Origin of the sequence: Aquilutibacter rugosus (assembly GCF_036541335.1) — a bacterium.
GTDB classification, from domain to species: Bacteria; Pseudomonadota; Gammaproteobacteria; order Xanthomonadales; family Xanthomonadaceae; genus Aquilutibacter; species Aquilutibacter rugosus.
Window position 1 is genome coordinate 143,234 of record NZ_JAZHBO010000002.1, and the last position, 18,040, is coordinate 161,273.

Sequence of the window (18,040 nt, forward strand, 5' to 3'; positions counted from 1 at the left end):
GCATGGCGCGCCGCGAGTTGCCGTTCAAGTTGAGCCCGACCCTGATTCTGATCGGGATTCTCGCTTTGCTGCTGCTCCTGATGCAGTACAGCCTGTGGCTGGGTGATCACGGCGAGACGGCGGTAATTCAACTGCGTCGCGTGGTGGCGCAGCAACAGCACGAGAACGAGGGCTTGCGGCAACGCAACTCCTCGCTCGCGGCCGAAGTCGAGGATCTCAAGTCCGGTGAGGGCGCCGTCGAAGAGCGCGCTCGCAACGAACTGGGCATGATCAAACCCGGCGAAACGTTCTATCGCGTCGTGCCTGCGGGTGCGATGCGCCAAGCCCAGGCGGCTCAGCAGGCGGCCGCCGCGGCAGGTCCGCCGGCTCCGGTCGAGCCTGCGGATCCGCATTGAACGCGGCGGTCCGTGCCTGGGCGGTCGTGCCCGCCGCAGGTCGCGGTTCGCGCATGGGCACCGAACTTCCTAAGCAGTATCTGCAGTTAGCCGGTCGCACTGTGCTGGAGCACACGCTCAGCGCGTTGCTGGCTCATCCGCAAATTGACGGTGCGACCGTGGCACTCAGCGCCAACGATCCGCATTGGCCCGGGTTAGAGTGGCTGCACGGCAAGCCGATTGTTGCGGTCACCGGCGGCGCCGAGCGTGCCGATTCGGTCTTGGCGGCGTTGCGGCACGAACTGCCTTCGCACAATGATCACACCTGGATGCTGGTGCACGACGCTGCACGCCCGAATCTGCACCCGCAGGATCTGACACGATTGCTCGAGGCGCTAAGCAACGCCGATTGTGCCGGCGCGATTCTCGCCTCCCGCGTGGCCGATACGCTCAAGCGCGCCGACGCGCAACAGTGCATTGCCGAGACCGTCGATCGCTCGACCTTATGGCGCGCACTCACGCCGCAAGTGTTTCGCCGTGGCGCTTTGCGCCAGGCACTCGAACGCGCGCAGACCGAAGGCGTAGTCGTCACCGACGAAGCCATGGCCATGGAGCGCCAACGCCAAGCCGTGCAACTGGTCGAAGGCCGCGCCGACAATCTCAAAATCACGACGCCTGCCGATCTGGAACTGGCGGCGTTTCTGTTGCAGCAACGACTTCAAAAGGGATCGCTATGATTCGCATCGGCCAGGGTTTTGACGTGCATGCGTTCTCCGAGGGTGATCACGTAATGCTTGGCGGTGTGCGCATCGATCATACGCGTGGTGTCGCTGCCCATAGCGACGGCGATGTCGTGCTGCACGCACTGTGCGATGCCTTGCTCGGCTGTCTGGCGCTGGGGGATATCGGCGTGCATTTTCCGCCTTCGGATCCGCAATGGGCCGGCGCCGATAGCCGCGCCTTTTTGCGTCAAGTCCGCAGCATGATCGAGCAACGCGGTTACCGCGTCGTCAACGTCGATGTCACCGTAATGTGCGAAGCGCCCAAAGTAAAGCCGCATGCTGAGGCGATGCGCGAATGCATTGCCCTGGATCTGGGTGTGACGTCGGCCGAGGTCAGCGTCAAGGCCACCACGACCGAACGTCTCGGTTTTACCGGCCGTGACGAAGGCATTGCCGCCATGGCCGTTGCCCTGATTCAAAGAACGAACGCATGATCCCCATGCCCCGCCTGTTTGGGGCTGCAGTCCTGCAGGCCGAATCGCGCGTCCGGGCGGCCGATTTCGTCGTCGAGGAAATCCCTTCATTTGAAGCTTCGGGCGATGGCGAGCACCTGCTGCTGACGATCCGCAAACGCAACCGCACCACCGCCGAAGTGGTCACTGCTTTGCAGCGCTGGGCCGACGTCGGTCATGCCGCGATCGGATACGCCGGGCTCAAGGATCGCCACGGCATCACCACGCAACGGTTTACCGTGCAGTTGCCGGGTCGCGAAGCACCGGCTTTTGATTTGCTGCGAGATGAGCAGCTCGAAATTCTCGACCACGCGCGCCATCGTCGCAAGTTGCCCAAGGGTGCGAGTTTCGGCAACGCCTTTGCACTGCGACTGCGCAATGTCGAAGGCGACCGTGCCGCCATCGAACAACGGCTGGCGCAGATCCGCGAACAGGGCATTGCGAATGCGTTTGGTGAGCAACGGTTCGGCCGTGGTGACAACATCGCCATGGCCTTGTCCATGTTTGCGGGCAATAAGATTCCGCGCGGCATGCGCAGCATTCTGCTGAGTTCGGCGCGCGCTGCGATCTTCAATGCGCAGCTGGCACGTCGCATTGCCATGCATCGCGTGTTCTCGATCACCGCCGGCGATGTGCTGATGCTCGCAGGTTCGCGCAGTATCTTCGGGCCGGTGACTGGCGATGCCGAACTCACACAGCGACTGCAGGACCACGATGTGACCTTAACGGCACCGTTGTGGGGCCGCGGCGAACTGCGCACCGACGGTGAAATCCGCGAGATGGAGCTGGCCGTGGTCGAAGAAGACGCGCAGCTTCGTACGCTCGCCAAAGGTTTGCGCCGCGCAGGTCTGGAGCAGGAGCGCAGGGCCGTGACGGTTATGCCTTCGGCATTGCAATGGAACTGGCCGGACGAGCACACGCTGGAACTGCAGTTCTGTCTGCCGCCGGGCTCTTACGCGACGGCCCTATTGCACGAGCTGGGCGAGATGACGGATCGCAGCACTCAACGCTGAGTGCGCAACACAATCAGCACCGCGCCCGCACCGCCCATGGACCGCGGCGCCGAATGAAAGCCGAGCACCTCACTGCGATGTCGCAAGGACTGGTTGACCATGTTCTTGATCGCCGGAAAGCCATCGCTGCCCAGGCCCTTGCCGTGAATCACCAGCACGCAACCATGCCGCTCGCGGCGCGCATGGCGCAGAAACTCACCCAGCACCCGTTGCGCCGGCTCCAGTGTCAGATCGTGCAAGTCGAGCTCATCGCGCACGCTGAGTTCGCCGCGCTTGAGTTTTTGCCACGCCGTCGAAGGCAAATCCGGATGCCGATACGACAACAGATCGGAGGCGCCGATGGCGTCGTCGTGCAGGCCGAGACGAAAAGCGCGCAGGGCGTCAGCCTCGTCCTGATCGCCCATCCGCACGGACGGACGCGGCTTGGCACCGCCGGTTTCCGCCCGCGGCGTGTGCCGCACGGGACGAATACCGTCGCCAATCGCTTCGCGGAACAGGTGCTCATCGTCGTCATTCATACATCCATTATCGGACATCCGCCGATGTCGGCAACGGAACGCATCGGGTATCATGGAGCGATGCGTATTTTGCTGAGTAATGATGATGGTGTAGATGCCCCGGGCATCGCGGAATTGGCCCGCGAACTGGGTGCAGCAGGCCATGACATTACCGTAGTGGCCCCCGATCGTGACCGCAGCGGCGCCAGCAATTCGCTGACGCTCGATGCGCCAATTCGCGTGGTCGAGCAGCCGCCCGAGCGCCGTGTGGCGGGCTGTCCCACCTACAAGGTCTATGGCACTCCCACTGACTGTGTGCACATCGCCACAACAGGTCTGCTGGAGCAGGCGCCCGATATGGTCGTGAGCGGCATTAACACGGCTGCTAATCTGGGCGATGACGTGATCTACTCGGGCACCGTGGCTGCCGCCATGGAGGGCCGCAATCTGGGCCTGCCGGCCATCGCCATGTCCATGGTCTCCAAAGAGCATTCACCGCAGCACTATGCCTCGGGTGCCCGTGCGGCGGCCATTCTGGTCGATCGTCTCGCTGCCGATCCGCTGCCGGCCGACACCATCCTCAATGTGAACGTGCCCGATGTGCCTTGGCATGAATTGCGCGGCTTTGAGGTGACCCGGCTGGGCAATCGCCACCGCTCCGAGGATTGCGTCGCCCAAACCGATCCGCGCGGCCGTCGGTGGTTCTGGATTGGTCTGGCAGGCGCCGAGCAGGATGCGGGCATTGGCACCGACTTCCACTGCGTGCGTTCGCGCGCCATCTCGGTGACGCCGCTGCAAATTGATCTGACGCGCTACCAGGCCCTGGAACAGATCTCCACCTGGGTCGGCGGTCTCAATGGCGCCGCCACCGCCAAGGAGCCGGCAGTATGACCGCCCAACGGTTGCCGCTTCGTCCGCAGGTGGATGTACGCGGGCAGGGCCTGACCTCGCAGCGTGTGCGCGATCGCATGGTGCAGCGCCTGCGCGAGCAGGGCATCGCCAATCCGGCCGTCCTGCAGGTCATGGGCAGCGTGCCACGCCACCTGTTCGTTGACGAAGTGCTGGCCTCGCGCGCCTACGAAGACACGGCCTTGCCGATCGGCGCCGGTCAGACCATTAGCCAGCCGTGGGTTGTCGCCCGCATGACCGAGGCCGCGCTCGAGGTGAATCCGAGCAAGGTGCTGGAGATTGGCGCCGGTTCGGGCTATCAGGCGGCAGTGCTGTCGGCCTTGGGTCTCGAGGTCCACACCGTCGAACGCATTGCCGAACTCCTGCGCGGTGCGCGCAAGCGCTGGCGCTCGCTCGGCATGGAAATCCGCAGCAAACATGACGATGGCCATGTCGGCTGGGCGGACAACGGCCCCTTCGACGCGATTCTGGTCACGGCCGGTGGGCAGGCCGTAGTGCCGCAACTGCTCGAGCAACTCAAACCGGGTGGCGTGATGATTGCACCGGTCGGACCGGCAGCCTCGCAGAAACTGCTGCGTATCCGCAAAGACGAGCAGGGCAAACTCACCGAGGACTCTCTGGGCGCCGTTGTGTTTGTACCGCTACTTGCCGGCTTGGTGGACTAATGCAAATTTTTGGATTTCCCCTTTTTGCTTTTGCCTCTTCTACTGGGATTGCATGAAATTATTCGGCCCTTTATACGACCGCGTCCTGATCTGGTCTACTCACCGACTCGCACCGGCCTATCTGGGCTTTCTCAGTTTCATTGAGGCGATCTTCTTCCCGGTCCCGCCCGAGGTCATGCTGGCCCCGATGTGTCTGGCCAAACCCAAGCGCGGTTTCGCCTACGCCGGCATTAGCCTGGTGCTGTCCATTCTCGGCGCGCTGATCGGCTATTACCTCGGCTCCCACCTGTTCGATGCGGCCAAGCCGCTGCTGGAACACCTGCACATGCTCGACAAGATCGAAGGCGGCGTGAACACCATTCGCTCCCTCTCGAACTGGCAGGTCTTCTGGTTCCTTGTTGCGGCGGGCTTTACGCCCATTCCGCTCAAGGTGTTCACGTGGGCTTCGGGTATTGTCGGCGTTCCTTTGGTACCGTTTCTGTTAGGCATGGTCATTGGCCGCGGCAAGCGGGTATTTCTGGTGGCCCTGGCCATCTTCCTAGGTGGTGCCCGCGCCGAAGCGGCGCTGCGCCGCTGGATTGAGCCCATCGGATGGGCTGTCATGGCACTGCTAATCGGTGCCGTCTTGTATTTCGCATTCAGAACATTTGCAGGCTGATGAACGTCAAACTCCTCACCGCTATCGCACTCGCGCTCACTTTGAGCTCCTGCGCCTCGGTCTATAATTCCGAAGGCACCAACGGCACCCGTAACACCGGCGCGTCCACGCGGCCTTCCACCGGTACGGGCACAGTGTCCCAACCGGTCACGTCCTCTGCGGCACCGGCCCCTGAGCGTAAATCGGTTCCCCTGTGGGGCCAGTACTACACCGTCAAAAAATCCGAGGGTCTGTACCGCATCGCCGTGAACCACGGCCTGCTGATGACGGATCTGGCGGTGTGGAACGGATTGAGCGAGCCATATAGCCTCAATCCCGGGCAGCGTCTTCGCCTGTTCCCGCCAACCGGCGCGCAAAATAGCACCGCCAGTACCCCGATCAACACGGGTGCACCGGCCAGCAGTGGCTTTGCCTGGGCCTGGCCGGCTAGCGGCAACATCGTGTCGTGGTTCCAGCCGGGTGAACCGACCAAGCAGGGTATCGGCATCTCCGGACGCGTTGGCGAGCCGATTAAAGCGGCTGCCGATGGCGTGGTCGTGTACTCGGGTAACGGCCTAGTCGGCTACGGCGAACTGGTCATCATCAAGCACAACGATCAGTGGCTGTCGGCTTACGGTCACAACCGCAACCGCCTGGTCAAGGAAAATGATCGCGTGACTCGCGGTCAGACTATTGCCGAAATGGGTACGTCCAACGGGCAGCCGCAGCTGCACTTTGAGATCCGCTACAACGGCAAGCCGGTCGATCCGCGCACCTACCTGCCGGCACAACGATAAAACGCATCGTCAACAACTAAACAGTGTGGCCCGGTCGCCACAGGAGTAGCCCCTTTGAGTACTGCACAGGACACCGCCAAGTTACCGGGCCAGATCAAATACATCATCGGCAACGAGGGATGTGAGCGCTTCAGCTTTTATGGCATGCGCAACATTCTTGTGCAGTTCCTGATCACTTCAACCTTGCTTCAGCACATTCTGGATGCGGGCGAGCGCGAGCTGGTGGCCAAGGACATCATGCACACCTTCATGATCGGTGTGTATTTCTTCCCGCTGCTGGGCGGCTGGTTGGCTGACCGATTCTTCGGCAAATACCGCACGATTCTGTGGTTCTCTCTGATTTACTGCGTCGGTCATGCATGTCTGGCACTGTTCGAGGGCAGTCGCACCGGCTTTTACACCGGTCTGGCGCTAATCGCATTCGGTGCCGGTGGGATCAAGCCGCTGGTTGCCACGTTTGTCGGTGATCAGTTCACCAAGCGCAACGAACACCTGGCCAAAGTCGTGTTTGATGCGTTCTACTGGATCATCAATTTCGGTTCGCTGTTCGCCTCCTTGCTGATGCCGCTGTTCCTGAAAAAATACGGTCCCGGCGTGGCCTTCGGTATTCCGGGCATCCTGATGTTCATTGCCACCATCGTGCTGTGGCTGGGCCGCAAGCAGTACGTCATGGTGCCGCCGCAACCCAATACCGATCCCGATACCTTCGGCAAAATTATCCGTACCGCACTGACGCGCTCGGTCCCCGGCAAGGGCGCACCCGGCAAGTGGTTGGCGATTGCGTCCGTGCTGGCCTCTTTGGGTGTCATTGCATGGGGCCTGACGGCCGGTCTGCACTTCATTGTGATTGCACTATGTTCGGTGATCGTGATTCTGATTGCCGGTGTCGGTGGCGGCGCTGCCATGCAATTGGATCGTGCCGAAGGCATCCACAACGCGGCCGCTATTCACGGCGTCCGCAATGTCCTCAAGATGCTGCTGCTGTTTGTGCCTTGTACCGTGTTCTTCTCTCTCTTCGACCAGAAGGCATCGACCTGGGTAATCCAGGGCCAGGACATGCTCAAGCCCGAGTGGTTTAGTGCCGCGCAAATGCAAGCCCTGAATCCGGCGCTGGTGCTGATCCTGATTCCGTTCAACAACCTGGTGCTGTTCCCCATGCTGCGCAAATCCGGCATTGCCGTGACCCCGCTGCGCCGCATGACCATGGGCATTCTGTTCTCGGGTCTGGCCTGGATCGTCATCGGTCTGATTCAGCTGCAGATGGACGGCGGCACGCCGATGACCATCGTCTGGCAGGTGCTGCCGTATGCCTTGCTGACCTTTGGCGAGGTGCTAGTGAGTGCAACCGGTCTGGAATTTGCCTATTCGCAGGCACCGCAGTCCATGAAGGGCGTGGTCATGAGCTTCTGGAACCTGACCACCACCATCGGCAACCTGTGGGTGCTGGTGATGAACGCGGCGGTTCGCAACGACGGAGTCAGCAGCGCCATCGAAAAGACGGGCTTGAGCTCGATTGCGTTCCAGATGTTCTTCTTTGCCATCGTGGCGCTGATTGCGGCACTCGCCTTTGGCTGGTACGCACGTCGCTATCAGATGGTTGATAACTACCGCGACGCTGCGGTTTAAGAGCACTTTGATCATGCAAGGGATCGCTAGCGTACTGAGTCCGATTACGGGCCTAAAGTGGTCAGACGATCCCGATGATCTGCAGCGCTACGGCATCGACTGGACACATCTGTGGTCACCGGCGCCATGTGCTGTCGTGTGGCCGGTAACGGTCGAGCAAGTCCGGGCCGTGGTCCGTGCGGCCGCTACGAACAATCTGGCACTGGTGCCGTCGGGTGGTCGAACCGGTCTGTCGGGTGGGGCCGTTGCCGCCAATGGCGAGCTCATCGTCAGTCTCGAAAAAATGAACCGCGTTCTGGACTTTAATGCGGTCGAGCGGACGCTTAAGGTCGAGGCCGGAACGGTGCTGCAAGTCATACAGGAAGCCGCCGCTGCACAAGGGCTGCAATACCCGATTGATCTCGCGGCGCGCGGTTCGTGCACGATCGGCGGCAACATCGCCACCAACGCCGGCGGTATTCGGGTACTGCGTTACGGCAACACCCGCGAATGGGTCGTCGGACTCACCGTAGTGACGGCGCAGGGCGAACTGCTGGAACTCAATCGCGGGCTGATCAAGAACTCGAGCGGCTACGATCTGCGGCATCTGATGATCGGTTCCGAAGGCACCCTCGGCATCGTGGTCGGCGCCGAGTTGCAATTGACCGAGCCGTTGCCCGTATCGCAAGTCATGTTGCTGGCCCTGCCGGATTTCAAATCGGTGCTGACGGCCTTCGTGCAACTGCGTGCAACGCTGCGCCTGCAGGCCTATGAGTTCCTGACCGATGTGGCCTTGGCCCGCGTCGTTCAGCACGGTGCGGCTGAACCCTTCGATGAGCGTCATCCGTATTACGTAGTGGCCGAGTTTGATGATAACGAGGACGCCGCGTTACAGGTGTTTGAGCAGGGCGTCGAAGGCGGTTGGATCGCGGACGGCGCACTGAGCACCAGCGACGATCACCAACGCAAGTTCTGGCATCTGCGCGAGTCCATCTCTGAAAGCATTGCGCCGCTAAAGCCCTATAAAAACGACATTTCCTTGCGCATCGGACAACTGCCCGCATTTCTGGCCGAAGCGCAGGCGCTGTTCGCCGAACGTTATCCGGACTTTGAAGTGATCTGGTTCGGCCACATTGGCGACGGCAATCTGCACATCAGCATTATCAGACCGGCCCACTGGTCAGAGCAGGCCTTTGCCGCTCATTGTGCTGCGGCGACTAAAGAGCTGGCGGCCTGCATTCAACGCCACGGCGGCAGTATTTCGGCCGAGCACGGTATTGGTCTGCTAAAACGCGATTACCTGGACAGTACGCGCTCTGTTGCTGAGATTGCCGCCATGCGCGCCATCAAAACGGCGCTCGATCCGCAGGGTCTGCTGAATCCGGGCAAGGTCTTTGCGCCCGACCGGCACCAGTAAGCGCTGATACGAACGGGCTTAGCCGACCAGCAGTGCGGCGGCAACGCGCCGGCCTTCGCCGGCCAGAATATTGAATGTACGGGCGGCCGAGGCATTATTCATGACCTCAAGGCCGATGCGGCGCGACAGGCAATGGGCCATGACCGCAGCGGGCGGGAACACTTGGGTATCACCGGTGCCCAGAATGATGACCTCGGGTTCGAGCGCCAACGCGACATCAAGATCCGTCGCGCTCAACGGGTTCGAAGGCGCCCAGGTCTCGATCAGTTGGGTCGGGGTCACCAGAAACGGTCGGAATAATTCTCGGTTGCCGAGCAGGCACGAGCGGCCCGAGGCGGCCCGGAAGAAGTACTCGAAGTCCGGACGCTCCAGCGAAAACATTAGGAGCGGGGCAGGACGATGTGGCGGCGTTCGGCCGATTGGCGATACAGGATGGCGGTATGGCCAATGCGCTGGATCAGCGCGGCACCGGTAGTTTCGACGAGTTGGGCAATCATCTGATCGCGGATTTCGCGGTCATCGGCTACCACTTTGATCTTGATCAGCTCGTGCTGCTCGAGAGCGGCGCTCAATTCAGTCACAAATGCATCGGTCAGGCCCTTGCCGCCGGTCTGCAAAATGGGACGCAGGTCGTGTGCTTGGCCACGGAGGAATCGGATTTGGGCGTTGGTCAGCGAACTGGTCATGCGGGAGCAGGCAAAGGTGAATGTCTAACAGGTTAACATGATGCCATGGCAACCCGTAGCAAAAGCAGCCGCCGCTGGCTCGAAGAACACGTCAATGACCCTTTTGTCAAAAAGGCCAAGAAGGACGGGGCGCGTTCGCGCGCGCTCTACAAGCTCGAGGAACTGATCGACCGCGATCGGCTGCTCAAGCCCGGAATGAACGTGGTGGACCTTGGTAGTGCGCCCGGCAGCTGGAGCCAACTGGTGGCGGCGCGGCTCGACGGTCGCGGCCGAATCTTCGCGCTGGATATCCTGCCGATGGCCCCGCTGGCGGGGGTTGAGTTCCTGCAGGGCGACTTTCGCGAGGACGACGTGCTGGCCGCCTTTGAAACCATGCTGAACGGCGAGGCGATTGACCTTGTACTTTCCGACATGGCCCCCAATAAATCTGGAGTGGACGCTGTGGATATGCCGCGTGCCCTGTATCTGTCGGAGCTGGCACTGGATTTTTGTGACCGGCATTTGCGGACGGGCGGCAACTTTCTCATCAAACTGTTCCAGGGTGTCGGGTTCGACGACTACGTGCGGGAGCTGCGCAAGCGCTTCGACAAGGTTGTAATCCGCAAGCCGGAGGCCTCGCGCAAGCGTTCGCCCGAGGTCTACGCACTGGCAATGGGCAAGCGGGCCACGCCCAAATAATCAGGATTTGCTATGAACCAAATGGTCAAAAATGTACTGCTCTGGGTCGCCATCGCGATTGGTCTGCTGGCGGCGTTTCAGCTGTTCGGGCCGAACCGCACTGCGGGCGAGACCCTCAACTACGATCAGTTCGTCCAGCAAGTCCAGGCTGATAAGGTGGCCAAGGTCGAGATCTCCGATGATCACACCACCATCAAGGGACTCCGCAAGGATGGCTCGCAATTCCTGACCTATTCGCCGGGCGACCGCGATCTGGTCAACGATCTGATCAACCACAAGGTACAGATCACCCAAGTGCCGCCATCCTCCGGACTGTCAATCGGTTCGATTGTGATTTCACTGCTGCCGTGGCTGATCTTTATCGGTATCTGGGTGTATTTCATGCGCCAGATGCAAGGTGGCGGCAGCAAGGGCGCCATGTCGTTCGGCAAGTCGCGCGCCAAACTGCAGACCGAGAACGAGGTCAAGGTCACCCTAGCCGATGTCGCCGGTGCCGATGAAGCCAAGGAAGAAGTCGGCGAGCTCGTCGAATTCCTGCGCGATCCGTCGCGTTTCCAGAAGCTGGGCGGCAAGATTCCGCGCGGCGTGCTGATGGTGGGTCCGCCGGGTACCGGTAAGACCTTGCTGGCTCGTGCCATTGCCGGCGAGGCGCGCGTGCCGTTCTTCTCGATCTCGGGTTCCGACTTTGTCGAAATGTTCGTGGGCGTCGGCGCCAGCCGCGTGCGCGATATGTTTGAACAAGCCAAAAAGCACGCCCCGTGCATCATCTTTATTGATGAAATCGATGCCGTCGGTCGCCATCGCGGTGCCGGCCTGGGCGGCGGTCATGACGAGCGCGAGCAGACCCTCAACCAGTTGCTGGTTGAAATGGACGGCTTCGAAGGCGGTGAGGGCGTGATCGTAATCGCTGCGACCAACCGTCCCGACGTGCTGGATCCGGCGCTGCTGCGTCCGGGTCGTTTCGACCGCCAAGTCGTCGTCGGCCTGCCCGACGTCAAGGGTCGCGAGGCCATCCTCAAGGTCCATATGCGCAAATTGCCGCTTGCCGATGACGTCGAAGCGATGACCATTGCTCGCGGCACGCCCGGTTTCTCGGGCGCCGATCTGGCCAACCTGTGCAACGAGGCCGCGCTGTTCGCGGCACGTGAAAACGGCAAGCAGGTGCACATGGAGCACTTCGACAAGGCCCGCGACAAGATCTTGATGGGTGCCGAGCGCCGCTCCATGGCCATGAGTCAGGAAGAAAAGCGCAACACCGCCTATCACGAGGCCGGTCACGCCATCGTCGGCCGTCTGGTGCCGGATCACGATCCGGTCTACAAGGTCACGATCATTCCGCGTGGTCGCGCGCTGGGCGTCACCATGTACCTGCCCGAGGGTGACAAGTACTCGCTGAGCCGCGAAGCCATTCTGTCGCAGCTGTGCTCGCTGTACGGCGGCCGCGTTGCCGAAGAAATCATCATGGGCAAGGACAAGGTCACCACCGGCGCTTCGAACGATATCGAACGCGCGACCAAAATGGCCCGCAACATGGTCACCAAGTGGGGCCTGTCAGAGGAACTGGGTCCGATCGCCTACGGCGAGGACGAAGAGGAAGTGTTCCTGGGCCGTTCGGTCTCGCAGACCAAGAACGTGTCCGATGCCACGGCGCGCAAGATTGACGAAGTGGTGCAGAACATTCTGGATACGGCGTACAAGCGCACGACTCGGATTCTGACGGACAACATCGACAAGCTGCACATGATGGCTGATGCCTTGCTGCAGTACGAAACCATCGATGCAACGCAGATCGACGCCATCATGGAAGGCCGCATCCCGGGCCCGCCGGCCGACTGGTCGCGTAAGAGCGATCAGACCAAACCACCGGAAGATCAAGGTGGCGCCCGTCCGACCGCATTGTCGCCCGAACCGGGTGTTATCGCACCCGAATCGCCGGCGGACATTCGCAGTGGCCATCCGGATTCGCAGTAAGCGTTAACGGAGCTGATCCATGTTCGACACCGTGCCGGTCGTGCGTTGCGGCGCCAAGTCGCTACGACTCGAACGCCCGCAGCTAATGGGCATCGTCAACGTCACCCCTGATTCGTTCAGCGATGGGGGTGACTTCGTACAGACCGACGTGGCGGTTGCCCACGCCTTACAACTGATCGAAGAGGGTGCGGACATCCTCGACATCGGTGGCGAGTCCACCCGTCCCGGCGCGGCTACGGTCAGCGCCGAGCAGGAGCTGGCGCGCGTGGTGCCGGTAATCCGCCAAGTGGCCGCGTATATCGCCGAGCGGCAATTATCGACGCTGATCAGCGTGGATACCTACAAGCCCGCGGTCATGCAGGCCGCGGTCGAGGCCGGCGCCGATCTGATCAACGACGTGCGCGCACTTACCGAACCGGGTGCATTGGATGTCGTGGCCAAGTTGGATTGCGGCGTGGTGCTGATGCACTTTGTCGGTACACCGGCCGACATGCAGACCGATCCGCACTACGACGATGTCACCGCAGAGGTTCATCGTTTTCTGACGGAACGGATTTTTGCGTGCGAACTGGCCGGTATCCGTAAAGATCGTCTGATCGCGGATCCGGGGTTCGGTTTCGGCAAAACCACCGCGCACAACATGGAGCTGCTGGCACGACTCGACTGGCTGCGCGATCTCGGCGTGCCGGTTCTGGCCGGTCTGTCGCGCAAACGCAGCCTGGGTGAACTGACCGGACGCTCTGAGCCCAAACAACGTGTGGCCGCATCGGTGGCAGCACACCTGATTGCGGTCCAGCACGGCGCCATGATCGTACGCGTACACGATGTAGCTGCCACCCGCGATGCGCTCATCATCCGGCAGGCGACGGAGCCGTTCAAGCGTCCGCGCACGGTCGCACCAAAGTCACCCGCTGCGGCATTATGGCCGGAGGACTGAACCGTCCGCGCCTCGTCGCACTGATGGGGCCGACGGCTTCGGGCAAGACCGCAACCGGCATTGCCTGGGCCCACCGCCACCATGCGGAGATCGTGTCGGTCGATTCGGCGCTAGTCTATCGCCATCTCGATATCGGTTCAGCCAAGCCGACCTTGGATGAGCGCGACGGCATTCCCCACCATCTCATTGACGTTCGCGAACCCTGGCAGCCGTATTCGGCGGCAGAGTTCGCAGCCCAAGCGCAGACCGCCATTGCCGACATCCTGGCGCGCGGCAAACTCCCGATCCTGGTCGGGGGGACCGGTCTGTATTTTCAGGCGCTGCTGCAAGGTCTGGGCTCGATGCCGGCGGCCGATGCACAGGTGCGTGCCCGCTTGAACGAGCGCGCAGCTGTCGAAGGCTGGGCCGCGCTGCATGCCGAACTGGCTCGGGTTGATCCCGCTGCGGCGCAACGCATCCACGCGACCGATGCGCAACGGATCCAACGCGCACTCGAAGTCTACGAGCTGACCGGCACAGCCATTTCCGAGCTGCAGCAAAGCGGGCCCTTGCGCAACCGCGCGTATCACGTCCTGAAAGTAATCGTCGCGCCGCACGAACGCGCCGTACTGCATCAGCGGATTGCCGAGCGCTTCGACGCCATGTTGGCGGCCGGATTCCTGGACGAGGTGCGGGCGTTAAGAGCGATACCGGAACTGCAGTCGCATCCGCAACCGCTGGATTTGCCCGCGATTCGTGCGGTGGGGTATCGGCAGGCCTGGATTCATCTCGATGGCGAGACGTCCTTCGAACAGTTTCGCGAGCAGGGCATTGCGGCGACCCGTCAGCTGGCCAAACGGCAGTTCACGTGGCTGCGCAGTCAGATCGATGCCTTGCGGTTCGATCCGCAAGTCGATGGCGCGCAATTGCACTCTGTAGTCGGCCGTTTTCTGGGTACTGCCTAGGTCCGCGTGGTACGATGGTTGGCTGAACCATAAGAGCCATACGAGGATTCCCCGTGTCCAAGGGCCTGTCACTGCAAGATCCCTTTTTGAACGCACTGCGCCGCGAGCGCGTGCCGGTTTCCGTGTACCTGGTCAACGGCATCAAGCTGCAGGGCACCATCGAATCGTTTGATCAGTTCGTCGTTCTGCTGCGTAACAACGTCTCGCAGATGGTGTACAAACACGCGATTTCCACCGTCGTACCTGGCCGTGACATTCGTGTCACCCCAACCGGCGACAGCACGGCTGATCATGTCGAACCCGCCGCCGACTGAACCCACTGACCCGACGCGTCATAACGACAGCCTGTTTTACGAGCGCAAGCGGGGCGGTAATAACGCCCTGCTGATTCAGCCGTATGCGGGCGGTACCGATCCAAGCCTGCTCGAAGAGTTCGTCGAGCTCGCCGCATCGGCCGGTGCCAACGTACTTGGCACGGCCACTGCACGCATTGATAAACCCAATGCCGCCACACTGATCGGCAAGGGCAAGCTCGAAGAAATCAAAGCGCAGGCACTGGCCGTCGAGGCCGATCTGATTCTGGTCAATTTTTCGCTGTCGCCGACTCAGGAGCGCAACCTGGAGCGGGCCTTGCAGGCGCGTGTCGTCGATCGCACCGGTTTGATCCTGGACATTTTTGCGCAGCGGGCCCGCACCCACGAGGGCAAGCTGCAGGTCGAACTGGCACAGCTCAAACACCTGTCTACGCGACTGGTTCGCGGTTGGACTCACTTGGAGCGTCAGCGCGGCGGTGCCATCGGCCTGCGCGGCCCCGGTGAAACGCAGCTCGAAATGGACCGCCGGATCATCCAGCGCAAACTCGAATCCCTGCAACGCCGCCTGGACAAGGTCGAGGTGCAGCGCACACAAATGCGTCGTGCCCGCGTCCGTTCCGAAGTGCCGCGCGTCGCGTTGGTCGGCTACACCAATGCCGGCAAATCGACGCTGTTCAACCGCTTGACCGGGGCCGATGCCTACGCGGCCGATCAACTCTTCGCCACGCTCGATCCCACGGTGCGCAAGCTCAACCTGCCCACCGGTGACATCACCCTGGCCGATACCGTCGGCTTTGTGCGCGATCTGCCGCACGATCTGGTCGCCGCCTTCCGTTCGACTCTGAGCGAGGCGCGCGAGGCCGACTTGCTGCTGCACGTGATTGATGCCGCCGATCCGATTCGCGATGAACGCATCGGGCAGGTCAATGCCGTCCTCAAGGAGATCGGTGCCGCCGATCTGCCGCAGATTCTGGTATTCAACAAAGTCGATCTGCTCGAAGGCCGTTCCCCCCGCCTCGATGAGCCGGTTGATGCACCGCGCCGCGTCTGGCTATCCGCCGCAACCGGCGAGGGCATGGACCTGCTGCATCAGGCCATTGCCGCCCAGCTCGATCAGGGTTTGGTGACGGGCGAATTGCGTCTGCCGCTGAGCGCGGGCAAACTGCACGCACGTCTGCAGTCACTGGGCGCAATTCGCCAACAGAGCGTCGATGAGCATGGCTGGCAGCTGGACATCAGCCTGCCGCTGACCGATGCCCGTCGCCTGCAGGCCGGCCCGCACGGCGATGCGCTGGATCCCTTGATTCCGCCCGCGCCGGACCCCAATTCCTTTTAGATAACAGATTCGGGGCCGATCGTTTGGCCCGTGACGGAGAATGCATGGTTTGGAATCCACCCGGTAGCAATCAAAGCCCGAACAACGGTTCATCCGGTGGTCGTGGCAAGAAGCCGCGTAGCCCCTTGGACCGCCTGCTAGCGATCATGGGCGCCAATAACGGTGGCTCGGGCCCCGGTGACTTTGGCGGCATGGACGAGCGCTGGATGCGGTGGCTGCCTATTGCGGTGCCCGTGATTTTGATTGCGCTGTCGAGCACTGTGCTGGTGACCGAGCAGGAGCGCGGCGTGGTCTCGCGCTTTGGCGCCTATTCGCGCTCGCTGTCGCCCGGTATTCACTTCAAACTGCCGTGGCCGATTGAAAGTGCGCAGACTCTCAATGCCACCAAGATTCAATCCATGTCGCGGACCGTACCGGTACTGACCAACGACGAGAACATCGTCCAGGTCGAGGTCAACGTGCAGTACCGCGTCAAGGATCCCAAGCAATATCTGTTCGGAACCCGCAGCGCCGATGAGGTGCTGGAGCAGGCCACCCTGAGCACTGTGCGTGAGCAGGTCGGACACAACACGCTCGACACGGTGTTGGGCTCCCGTGGCGCCATTGCCGTGCTGGCCCGTACCAATCTGCAGAAATCGCTCGATGCGTATCGCACCGGTCTGGTCGTGACGGGTCTGAACCTACCCAACGCGCGCCCGCCCGATGAGGTCAAGCCGGCGTTCGACGATGTCAACTCCGCGCAGCAGGACAAGGATCGCCTCGTGTCCCTGGCCCAGGCTTACAAGGCCAAAGTCGTGCCCGAGGCCCGTGGTGAAGCCGCCAAGCTGCGCACCGCCGCCGAAGGTTACCGCCAATCGACCATTGCCGCGGCTCAAGGTGATGCGGCTCGCTTCAACGAGCTGGTCCCGGCCTACAAGGGTGCCCCCGAGGCCACTCGTAAGCGTCTCTGGCTCGATACCGTGGCGGAGGTGGTCAGCAAGAATCGCGTGGTGTTGAGCGGCGACAGCAAGCCCATCCTGTACGTGCCCAATGCACCGACGGAACCGACTGCCAAGGCCGTGCAACCCGATGCGGCTGCCGTAAATGCGGCCACTGAGGCAGACGCCACTCGCCCAATTCGAGCAACGCGCGCAGGACGTGACTAATGAATAATTTCCCTAAACGTCTGTACGCCCTGGCCCTGGTGGCATTCGTACTGTGGTCGAGCATCTTTATCGTGCGCGAAGGCCAGACCGCCATGGTCCTGAACTTCGGTCGCGTGGCGCGTACCAACTTGTCACCGGGTCTGCATTTCAAGGTGCCGCTGATTGAACGCGTACTGCGTTTTGATCGCCGAATGCAGATCCTGCCGGCCGAACCTGAGCGTTATCTCACGGCCGAGCGCAAGGACATCAATGTTGACTTCTTTGCCCTGGCGGCGCTGACCGATCCGCAGGCGTTTTACCGTGCGACCGGCGGCTCGGAAGAGCAGGCTGCGCAACGTCTGGCCCCGATCATCAAAGATGCACTGCGTAACGAAATCAACTCCCGCACCCTGCAGCAGGTGATCAGCGGCTCGCGTGCCGACATCACCAACAAGCAGCTGGGCACCATCAACCGTGCCGCGGCCACTGTCGGCGTCAAGATTGTCGATCTGCGGATCAAGCAGATTGAATTGCCGACCGATTCGGACGTGATCCAGCAGGTTTACCGCCGCATGAGCGCCCAACGCCAGCAAGTCGCCAGCCGACTGCGCGCCGAGGGTGAGGAACAGGCACAGCGCATCCGTGCCGAGGCCGACCGCGATGTGGTGGTGCTGGTCGCCGAAGCCGAGCGCGATGCCCAGTCCCTGCGCGGGCAGGGCGATGCCGAGGCTGCTCGCGTGGTGGGCCTGGCTGCGGCCAAGGATCAGGGCTTCTTTGCCTTCCAGCGCTCGCTGGATGCCTACCGCAAGGCCTTCGGCAAGGGCGACAGCACCATCGTGCTGGATGATAACGACCCGTTCCTGCGCTATCTCAAGTCCGATCGTTGAAACCGCGGCCGGTTT

At 61.8% G+C, this 18,040-nt stretch carries 21 protein-coding genes; 18 read left to right on the forward strand and 3 right to left on the reverse strand.

Translation table 11 applies throughout. The features are described 5' to 3' along the window. Positions 1–2 precede the first annotated feature (2 nt). The 4 genes from ftsB to truD are packed head-to-tail and all read left to right on the forward strand — an operon-like array spanning position 3 to position 2,621. Positions 3–395 (forward strand): cell division protein FtsB, encoded by a 393-nt coding sequence (gene ftsB / locus V3390_RS05870; protein ID WP_331703753.1) that lies wholly within the window; start codon positions 3–5, stop codon positions 393–395. Further along, positions 392–1,111: a 2-C-methyl-D-erythritol 4-phosphate cytidylyltransferase gene (ispD, locus tag V3390_RS05875; protein ID WP_331703754.1), complete on the forward strand. Its 720-nt coding sequence runs from the start codon at positions 392–394 to the stop codon at positions 1,109–1,111. Before ftsB ends, ispD begins: the two co-directional genes overlap by 4 nt. Then, positions 1,108–1,590 carry a 2-C-methyl-D-erythritol 2,4-cyclodiphosphate synthase gene (gene ispF / locus V3390_RS05880; RefSeq protein WP_331703756.1) on the forward strand — a complete coding sequence of 161 codons (483 nt, stop codon included), beginning with the start codon at positions 1,108–1,110 and terminating at the stop codon, positions 1,588–1,590. The genes ispD and ispF overlap by 4 nt, the downstream gene beginning before the upstream one ends. Further along, positions 1,587–2,621: a tRNA pseudouridine(13) synthase TruD gene (gene truD, locus V3390_RS05885; protein ID WP_331703757.1), complete on the forward strand. Its 1,035-nt coding sequence runs from the start codon at positions 1,587–1,589 to the stop codon at positions 2,619–2,621. Before ispF ends, truD begins: the two co-directional genes overlap by 4 nt. Here the strand turns inward: truD and V3390_RS05890 are convergent. Next, positions 2,612–3,139, reverse strand: coding sequence for a Smr/MutS family protein (locus V3390_RS05890; protein ID WP_331703759.1), 528 nt, complete (start codon positions 3,137–3,139; stop codon positions 2,612–2,614). The genes truD and V3390_RS05890 overlap by 10 nt on opposite strands. Before the next feature lie 60 nt (positions 3,140–3,199). Between V3390_RS05890 and surE the strand changes: the two genes are divergently transcribed. The 6 genes from surE to V3390_RS05920 are packed head-to-tail and all read left to right on the forward strand — an operon-like array spanning position 3,200 to position 9,148. Beyond that, complete coding sequence (gene surE, locus V3390_RS05895; RefSeq protein WP_331703761.1) at positions 3,200–4,009, forward strand: 5'/3'-nucleotidase SurE; 810 nt, start codon at positions 3,200–3,202, stop codon at positions 4,007–4,009. Beyond that, positions 4,006–4,692, forward strand: a complete 687-nt coding sequence (locus V3390_RS05900; RefSeq protein ID WP_331690053.1) for a protein-L-isoaspartate(D-aspartate) O-methyltransferase — start codon at positions 4,006–4,008, stop codon at positions 4,690–4,692. Before surE ends, V3390_RS05900 begins: the two co-directional genes overlap by 4 nt. A gap of 52 nt (positions 4,693–4,744) precedes the next feature. Next, the gene (locus V3390_RS05905; RefSeq protein ID WP_331703762.1) at positions 4,745–5,350 is read left to right on the forward strand and encodes a YqaA family protein; all 606 of its coding nucleotides are present in this window, start codon (positions 4,745–4,747) and stop codon (positions 5,348–5,350) included. Continuing rightward, entirely contained in the window at positions 5,350–6,126 is a 777-nt protein-coding gene (locus tag V3390_RS05910) for a murein hydrolase activator EnvC family protein (protein WP_331703763.1), read from the forward strand. The genes V3390_RS05905 and V3390_RS05910 overlap by 1 nt, the downstream gene beginning before the upstream one ends. 54 nt (positions 6,127–6,180) lie before the next feature. Next, positions 6,181–7,752 carry a POT-type proton-dependent oligopeptide transporter gene (locus V3390_RS05915; protein ID WP_331690050.1) on the forward strand — a complete coding sequence of 524 codons (1,572 nt, stop codon included), beginning with the start codon at positions 6,181–6,183 and terminating at the stop codon, positions 7,750–7,752. A 13-nt stretch (positions 7,753–7,765) separates the two neighbouring features. After that, positions 7,766–9,148: an FAD-binding oxidoreductase gene (locus V3390_RS05920; protein ID WP_331703764.1), complete on the forward strand. Its 1,383-nt coding sequence runs from the start codon at positions 7,766–7,768 to the stop codon at positions 9,146–9,148. Positions 9,149–9,166: 18 nt separating this feature from the next. Here the strand turns inward: V3390_RS05920 and V3390_RS05925 are convergent, their stop codons facing one another. Beyond that, on the reverse strand, positions 9,167–9,529 hold the full coding sequence (locus V3390_RS05925) for an Mth938-like domain-containing protein (RefSeq protein WP_331703766.1): 363 nt from the start codon (positions 9,527–9,529) through the stop codon (positions 9,167–9,169). Next, the gene (yhbY, locus tag V3390_RS05930; protein ID WP_331703767.1) at positions 9,529–9,834 is read right to left on the reverse strand and encodes a ribosome assembly RNA-binding protein YhbY; all 306 of its coding nucleotides are present in this window, start codon (positions 9,832–9,834) and stop codon (positions 9,529–9,531) included. Before yhbY ends, V3390_RS05925 begins: the two co-directional genes overlap by 1 nt. 45 nt (positions 9,835–9,879) lie before the next feature. Here yhbY and rlmE point away from each other — a divergent pair, with 45 nt between their 5' ends. From rlmE to hflC, 8 genes are read left to right on the forward strand one after another with little or no spacing between them, the layout of a single operon-like run. Further along, a complete protein-coding gene (gene rlmE / locus V3390_RS05935) occupies positions 9,880–10,512 on the forward strand; it encodes a 23S rRNA (uridine(2552)-2'-O)-methyltransferase RlmE (protein ID WP_331703768.1) in 633 nt (210 codons plus the stop codon). Positions 10,513–10,524: 12 nt separating this feature from the next. Continuing rightward, a complete protein-coding gene (ftsH, locus tag V3390_RS05940) occupies positions 10,525–12,483 on the forward strand; it encodes an ATP-dependent zinc metalloprotease FtsH (protein ID WP_331703769.1) in 1,959 nt (652 codons plus the stop codon). A 19-nt stretch (positions 12,484–12,502) separates the two neighbouring features. After that, positions 12,503–13,420 carry a dihydropteroate synthase gene (gene folP, locus V3390_RS05945; protein WP_331703770.1) on the forward strand — a complete coding sequence of 306 codons (918 nt, stop codon included), beginning with the start codon at positions 12,503–12,505 and terminating at the stop codon, positions 13,418–13,420. Then, positions 13,405–14,364, forward strand: coding sequence for a tRNA (adenosine(37)-N6)-dimethylallyltransferase MiaA (miaA, locus tag V3390_RS05950; RefSeq protein ID WP_331703772.1), 960 nt, complete (start codon positions 13,405–13,407; stop codon positions 14,362–14,364). Before folP ends, miaA begins: the two co-directional genes overlap by 16 nt. A gap of 53 nt (positions 14,365–14,417) precedes the next feature. Then, entirely contained in the window at positions 14,418–14,678 is a 261-nt protein-coding gene (hfq, locus tag V3390_RS05955; RefSeq protein WP_331690042.1) for an RNA chaperone Hfq, read from the forward strand. Then, a complete protein-coding gene (gene hflX / locus V3390_RS05960) occupies positions 14,656–16,014 on the forward strand; it encodes a ribosome rescue GTPase HflX (protein WP_331690041.1) in 1,359 nt (452 codons plus the stop codon). The genes hfq and hflX overlap by 23 nt, the downstream gene beginning before the upstream one ends. A 44-nt stretch (positions 16,015–16,058) precedes the next feature. Continuing rightward, the gene (gene hflK / locus V3390_RS05965) at positions 16,059–17,159 is read left to right on the forward strand and encodes an FtsH protease activity modulator HflK (RefSeq protein ID WP_331690040.1); all 1,101 of its coding nucleotides are present in this window, start codon (positions 16,059–16,061) and stop codon (positions 17,157–17,159) included. Next, positions 17,159–18,025 (forward strand): protease modulator HflC, encoded by an 867-nt coding sequence (hflC, locus tag V3390_RS05970; RefSeq protein ID WP_331690039.1) that lies wholly within the window; start codon positions 17,159–17,161, stop codon positions 18,023–18,025. Before hflK ends, hflC begins: the two co-directional genes overlap by 1 nt. Positions 18,026–18,040: the final 15 nt, after the last annotated feature.

Bases quoted from the DNA above. Each gene is read 5' to 3' on its own strand.
- ftsB (WP_331703753.1), top strand. From the start codon at position 3: ATGGCGCGCCGCGAGTTGCCGTTCAAGTTGAGCCCGACCCTGATTCTG.
- ispF (WP_331703756.1), top strand. From the start codon at position 1,108: ATGATTCGCATCGGCCAGGGTTTTGACGTGCATGCGTTCTCCGAGGGT.
- truD (WP_331703757.1), top strand. From the start codon at position 1,587: ATGATCCCCATGCCCCGCCTGTTTGGGGCTGCAGTCCTGCAGGCCGAA.
- V3390_RS05890 (WP_331703759.1), bottom strand. From the start codon at position 3,139: ATGAATGACGACGATGAGCACCTGTTCCGCGAAGCGATTGGCGACGGT.
- surE (WP_331703761.1), top strand. From the start codon at position 3,200: ATGCGTATTTTGCTGAGTAATGATGATGGTGTAGATGCCCCGGGCATC.
- V3390_RS05900 (WP_331690053.1), top strand. From the start codon at position 4,006: ATGACCGCCCAACGGTTGCCGCTTCGTCCGCAGGTGGATGTACGCGGG.
- V3390_RS05905 (WP_331703762.1), top strand. From the start codon at position 4,745: ATGAAATTATTCGGCCCTTTATACGACCGCGTCCTGATCTGGTCTACT.
- V3390_RS05910 (WP_331703763.1), top strand. From the start codon at position 5,350: ATGAACGTCAAACTCCTCACCGCTATCGCACTCGCGCTCACTTTGAGC.
- V3390_RS05920 (WP_331703764.1), top strand. From the start codon at position 7,766: ATGCAAGGGATCGCTAGCGTACTGAGTCCGATTACGGGCCTAAAGTGG.
- V3390_RS05925 (WP_331703766.1), bottom strand. From the start codon at position 9,529: ATGTTTTCGCTGGAGCGTCCGGACTTCGAGTACTTCTTCCGGGCCGCC.
- yhbY (WP_331703767.1), bottom strand. From the start codon at position 9,834: ATGACCAGTTCGCTGACCAACGCCCAAATCCGATTCCTCCGTGGCCAA.
- rlmE (WP_331703768.1), top strand. From the start codon at position 9,880: ATGGCAACCCGTAGCAAAAGCAGCCGCCGCTGGCTCGAAGAACACGTC.
- ftsH (WP_331703769.1), top strand. From the start codon at position 10,525: ATGAACCAAATGGTCAAAAATGTACTGCTCTGGGTCGCCATCGCGATT.
- folP (WP_331703770.1), top strand. From the start codon at position 12,503: ATGTTCGACACCGTGCCGGTCGTGCGTTGCGGCGCCAAGTCGCTACGA.
- miaA (WP_331703772.1), top strand. From the start codon at position 13,405: ATGGCCGGAGGACTGAACCGTCCGCGCCTCGTCGCACTGATGGGGCCG.
- hflX (WP_331690041.1), top strand. From the start codon at position 14,656: ATGTCGAACCCGCCGCCGACTGAACCCACTGACCCGACGCGTCATAAC.
- hflK (WP_331690040.1), top strand. From the start codon at position 16,059: ATGGTTTGGAATCCACCCGGTAGCAATCAAAGCCCGAACAACGGTTCA.
- hflC (WP_331690039.1), top strand. From the start codon at position 17,159: ATGAATAATTTCCCTAAACGTCTGTACGCCCTGGCCCTGGTGGCATTC.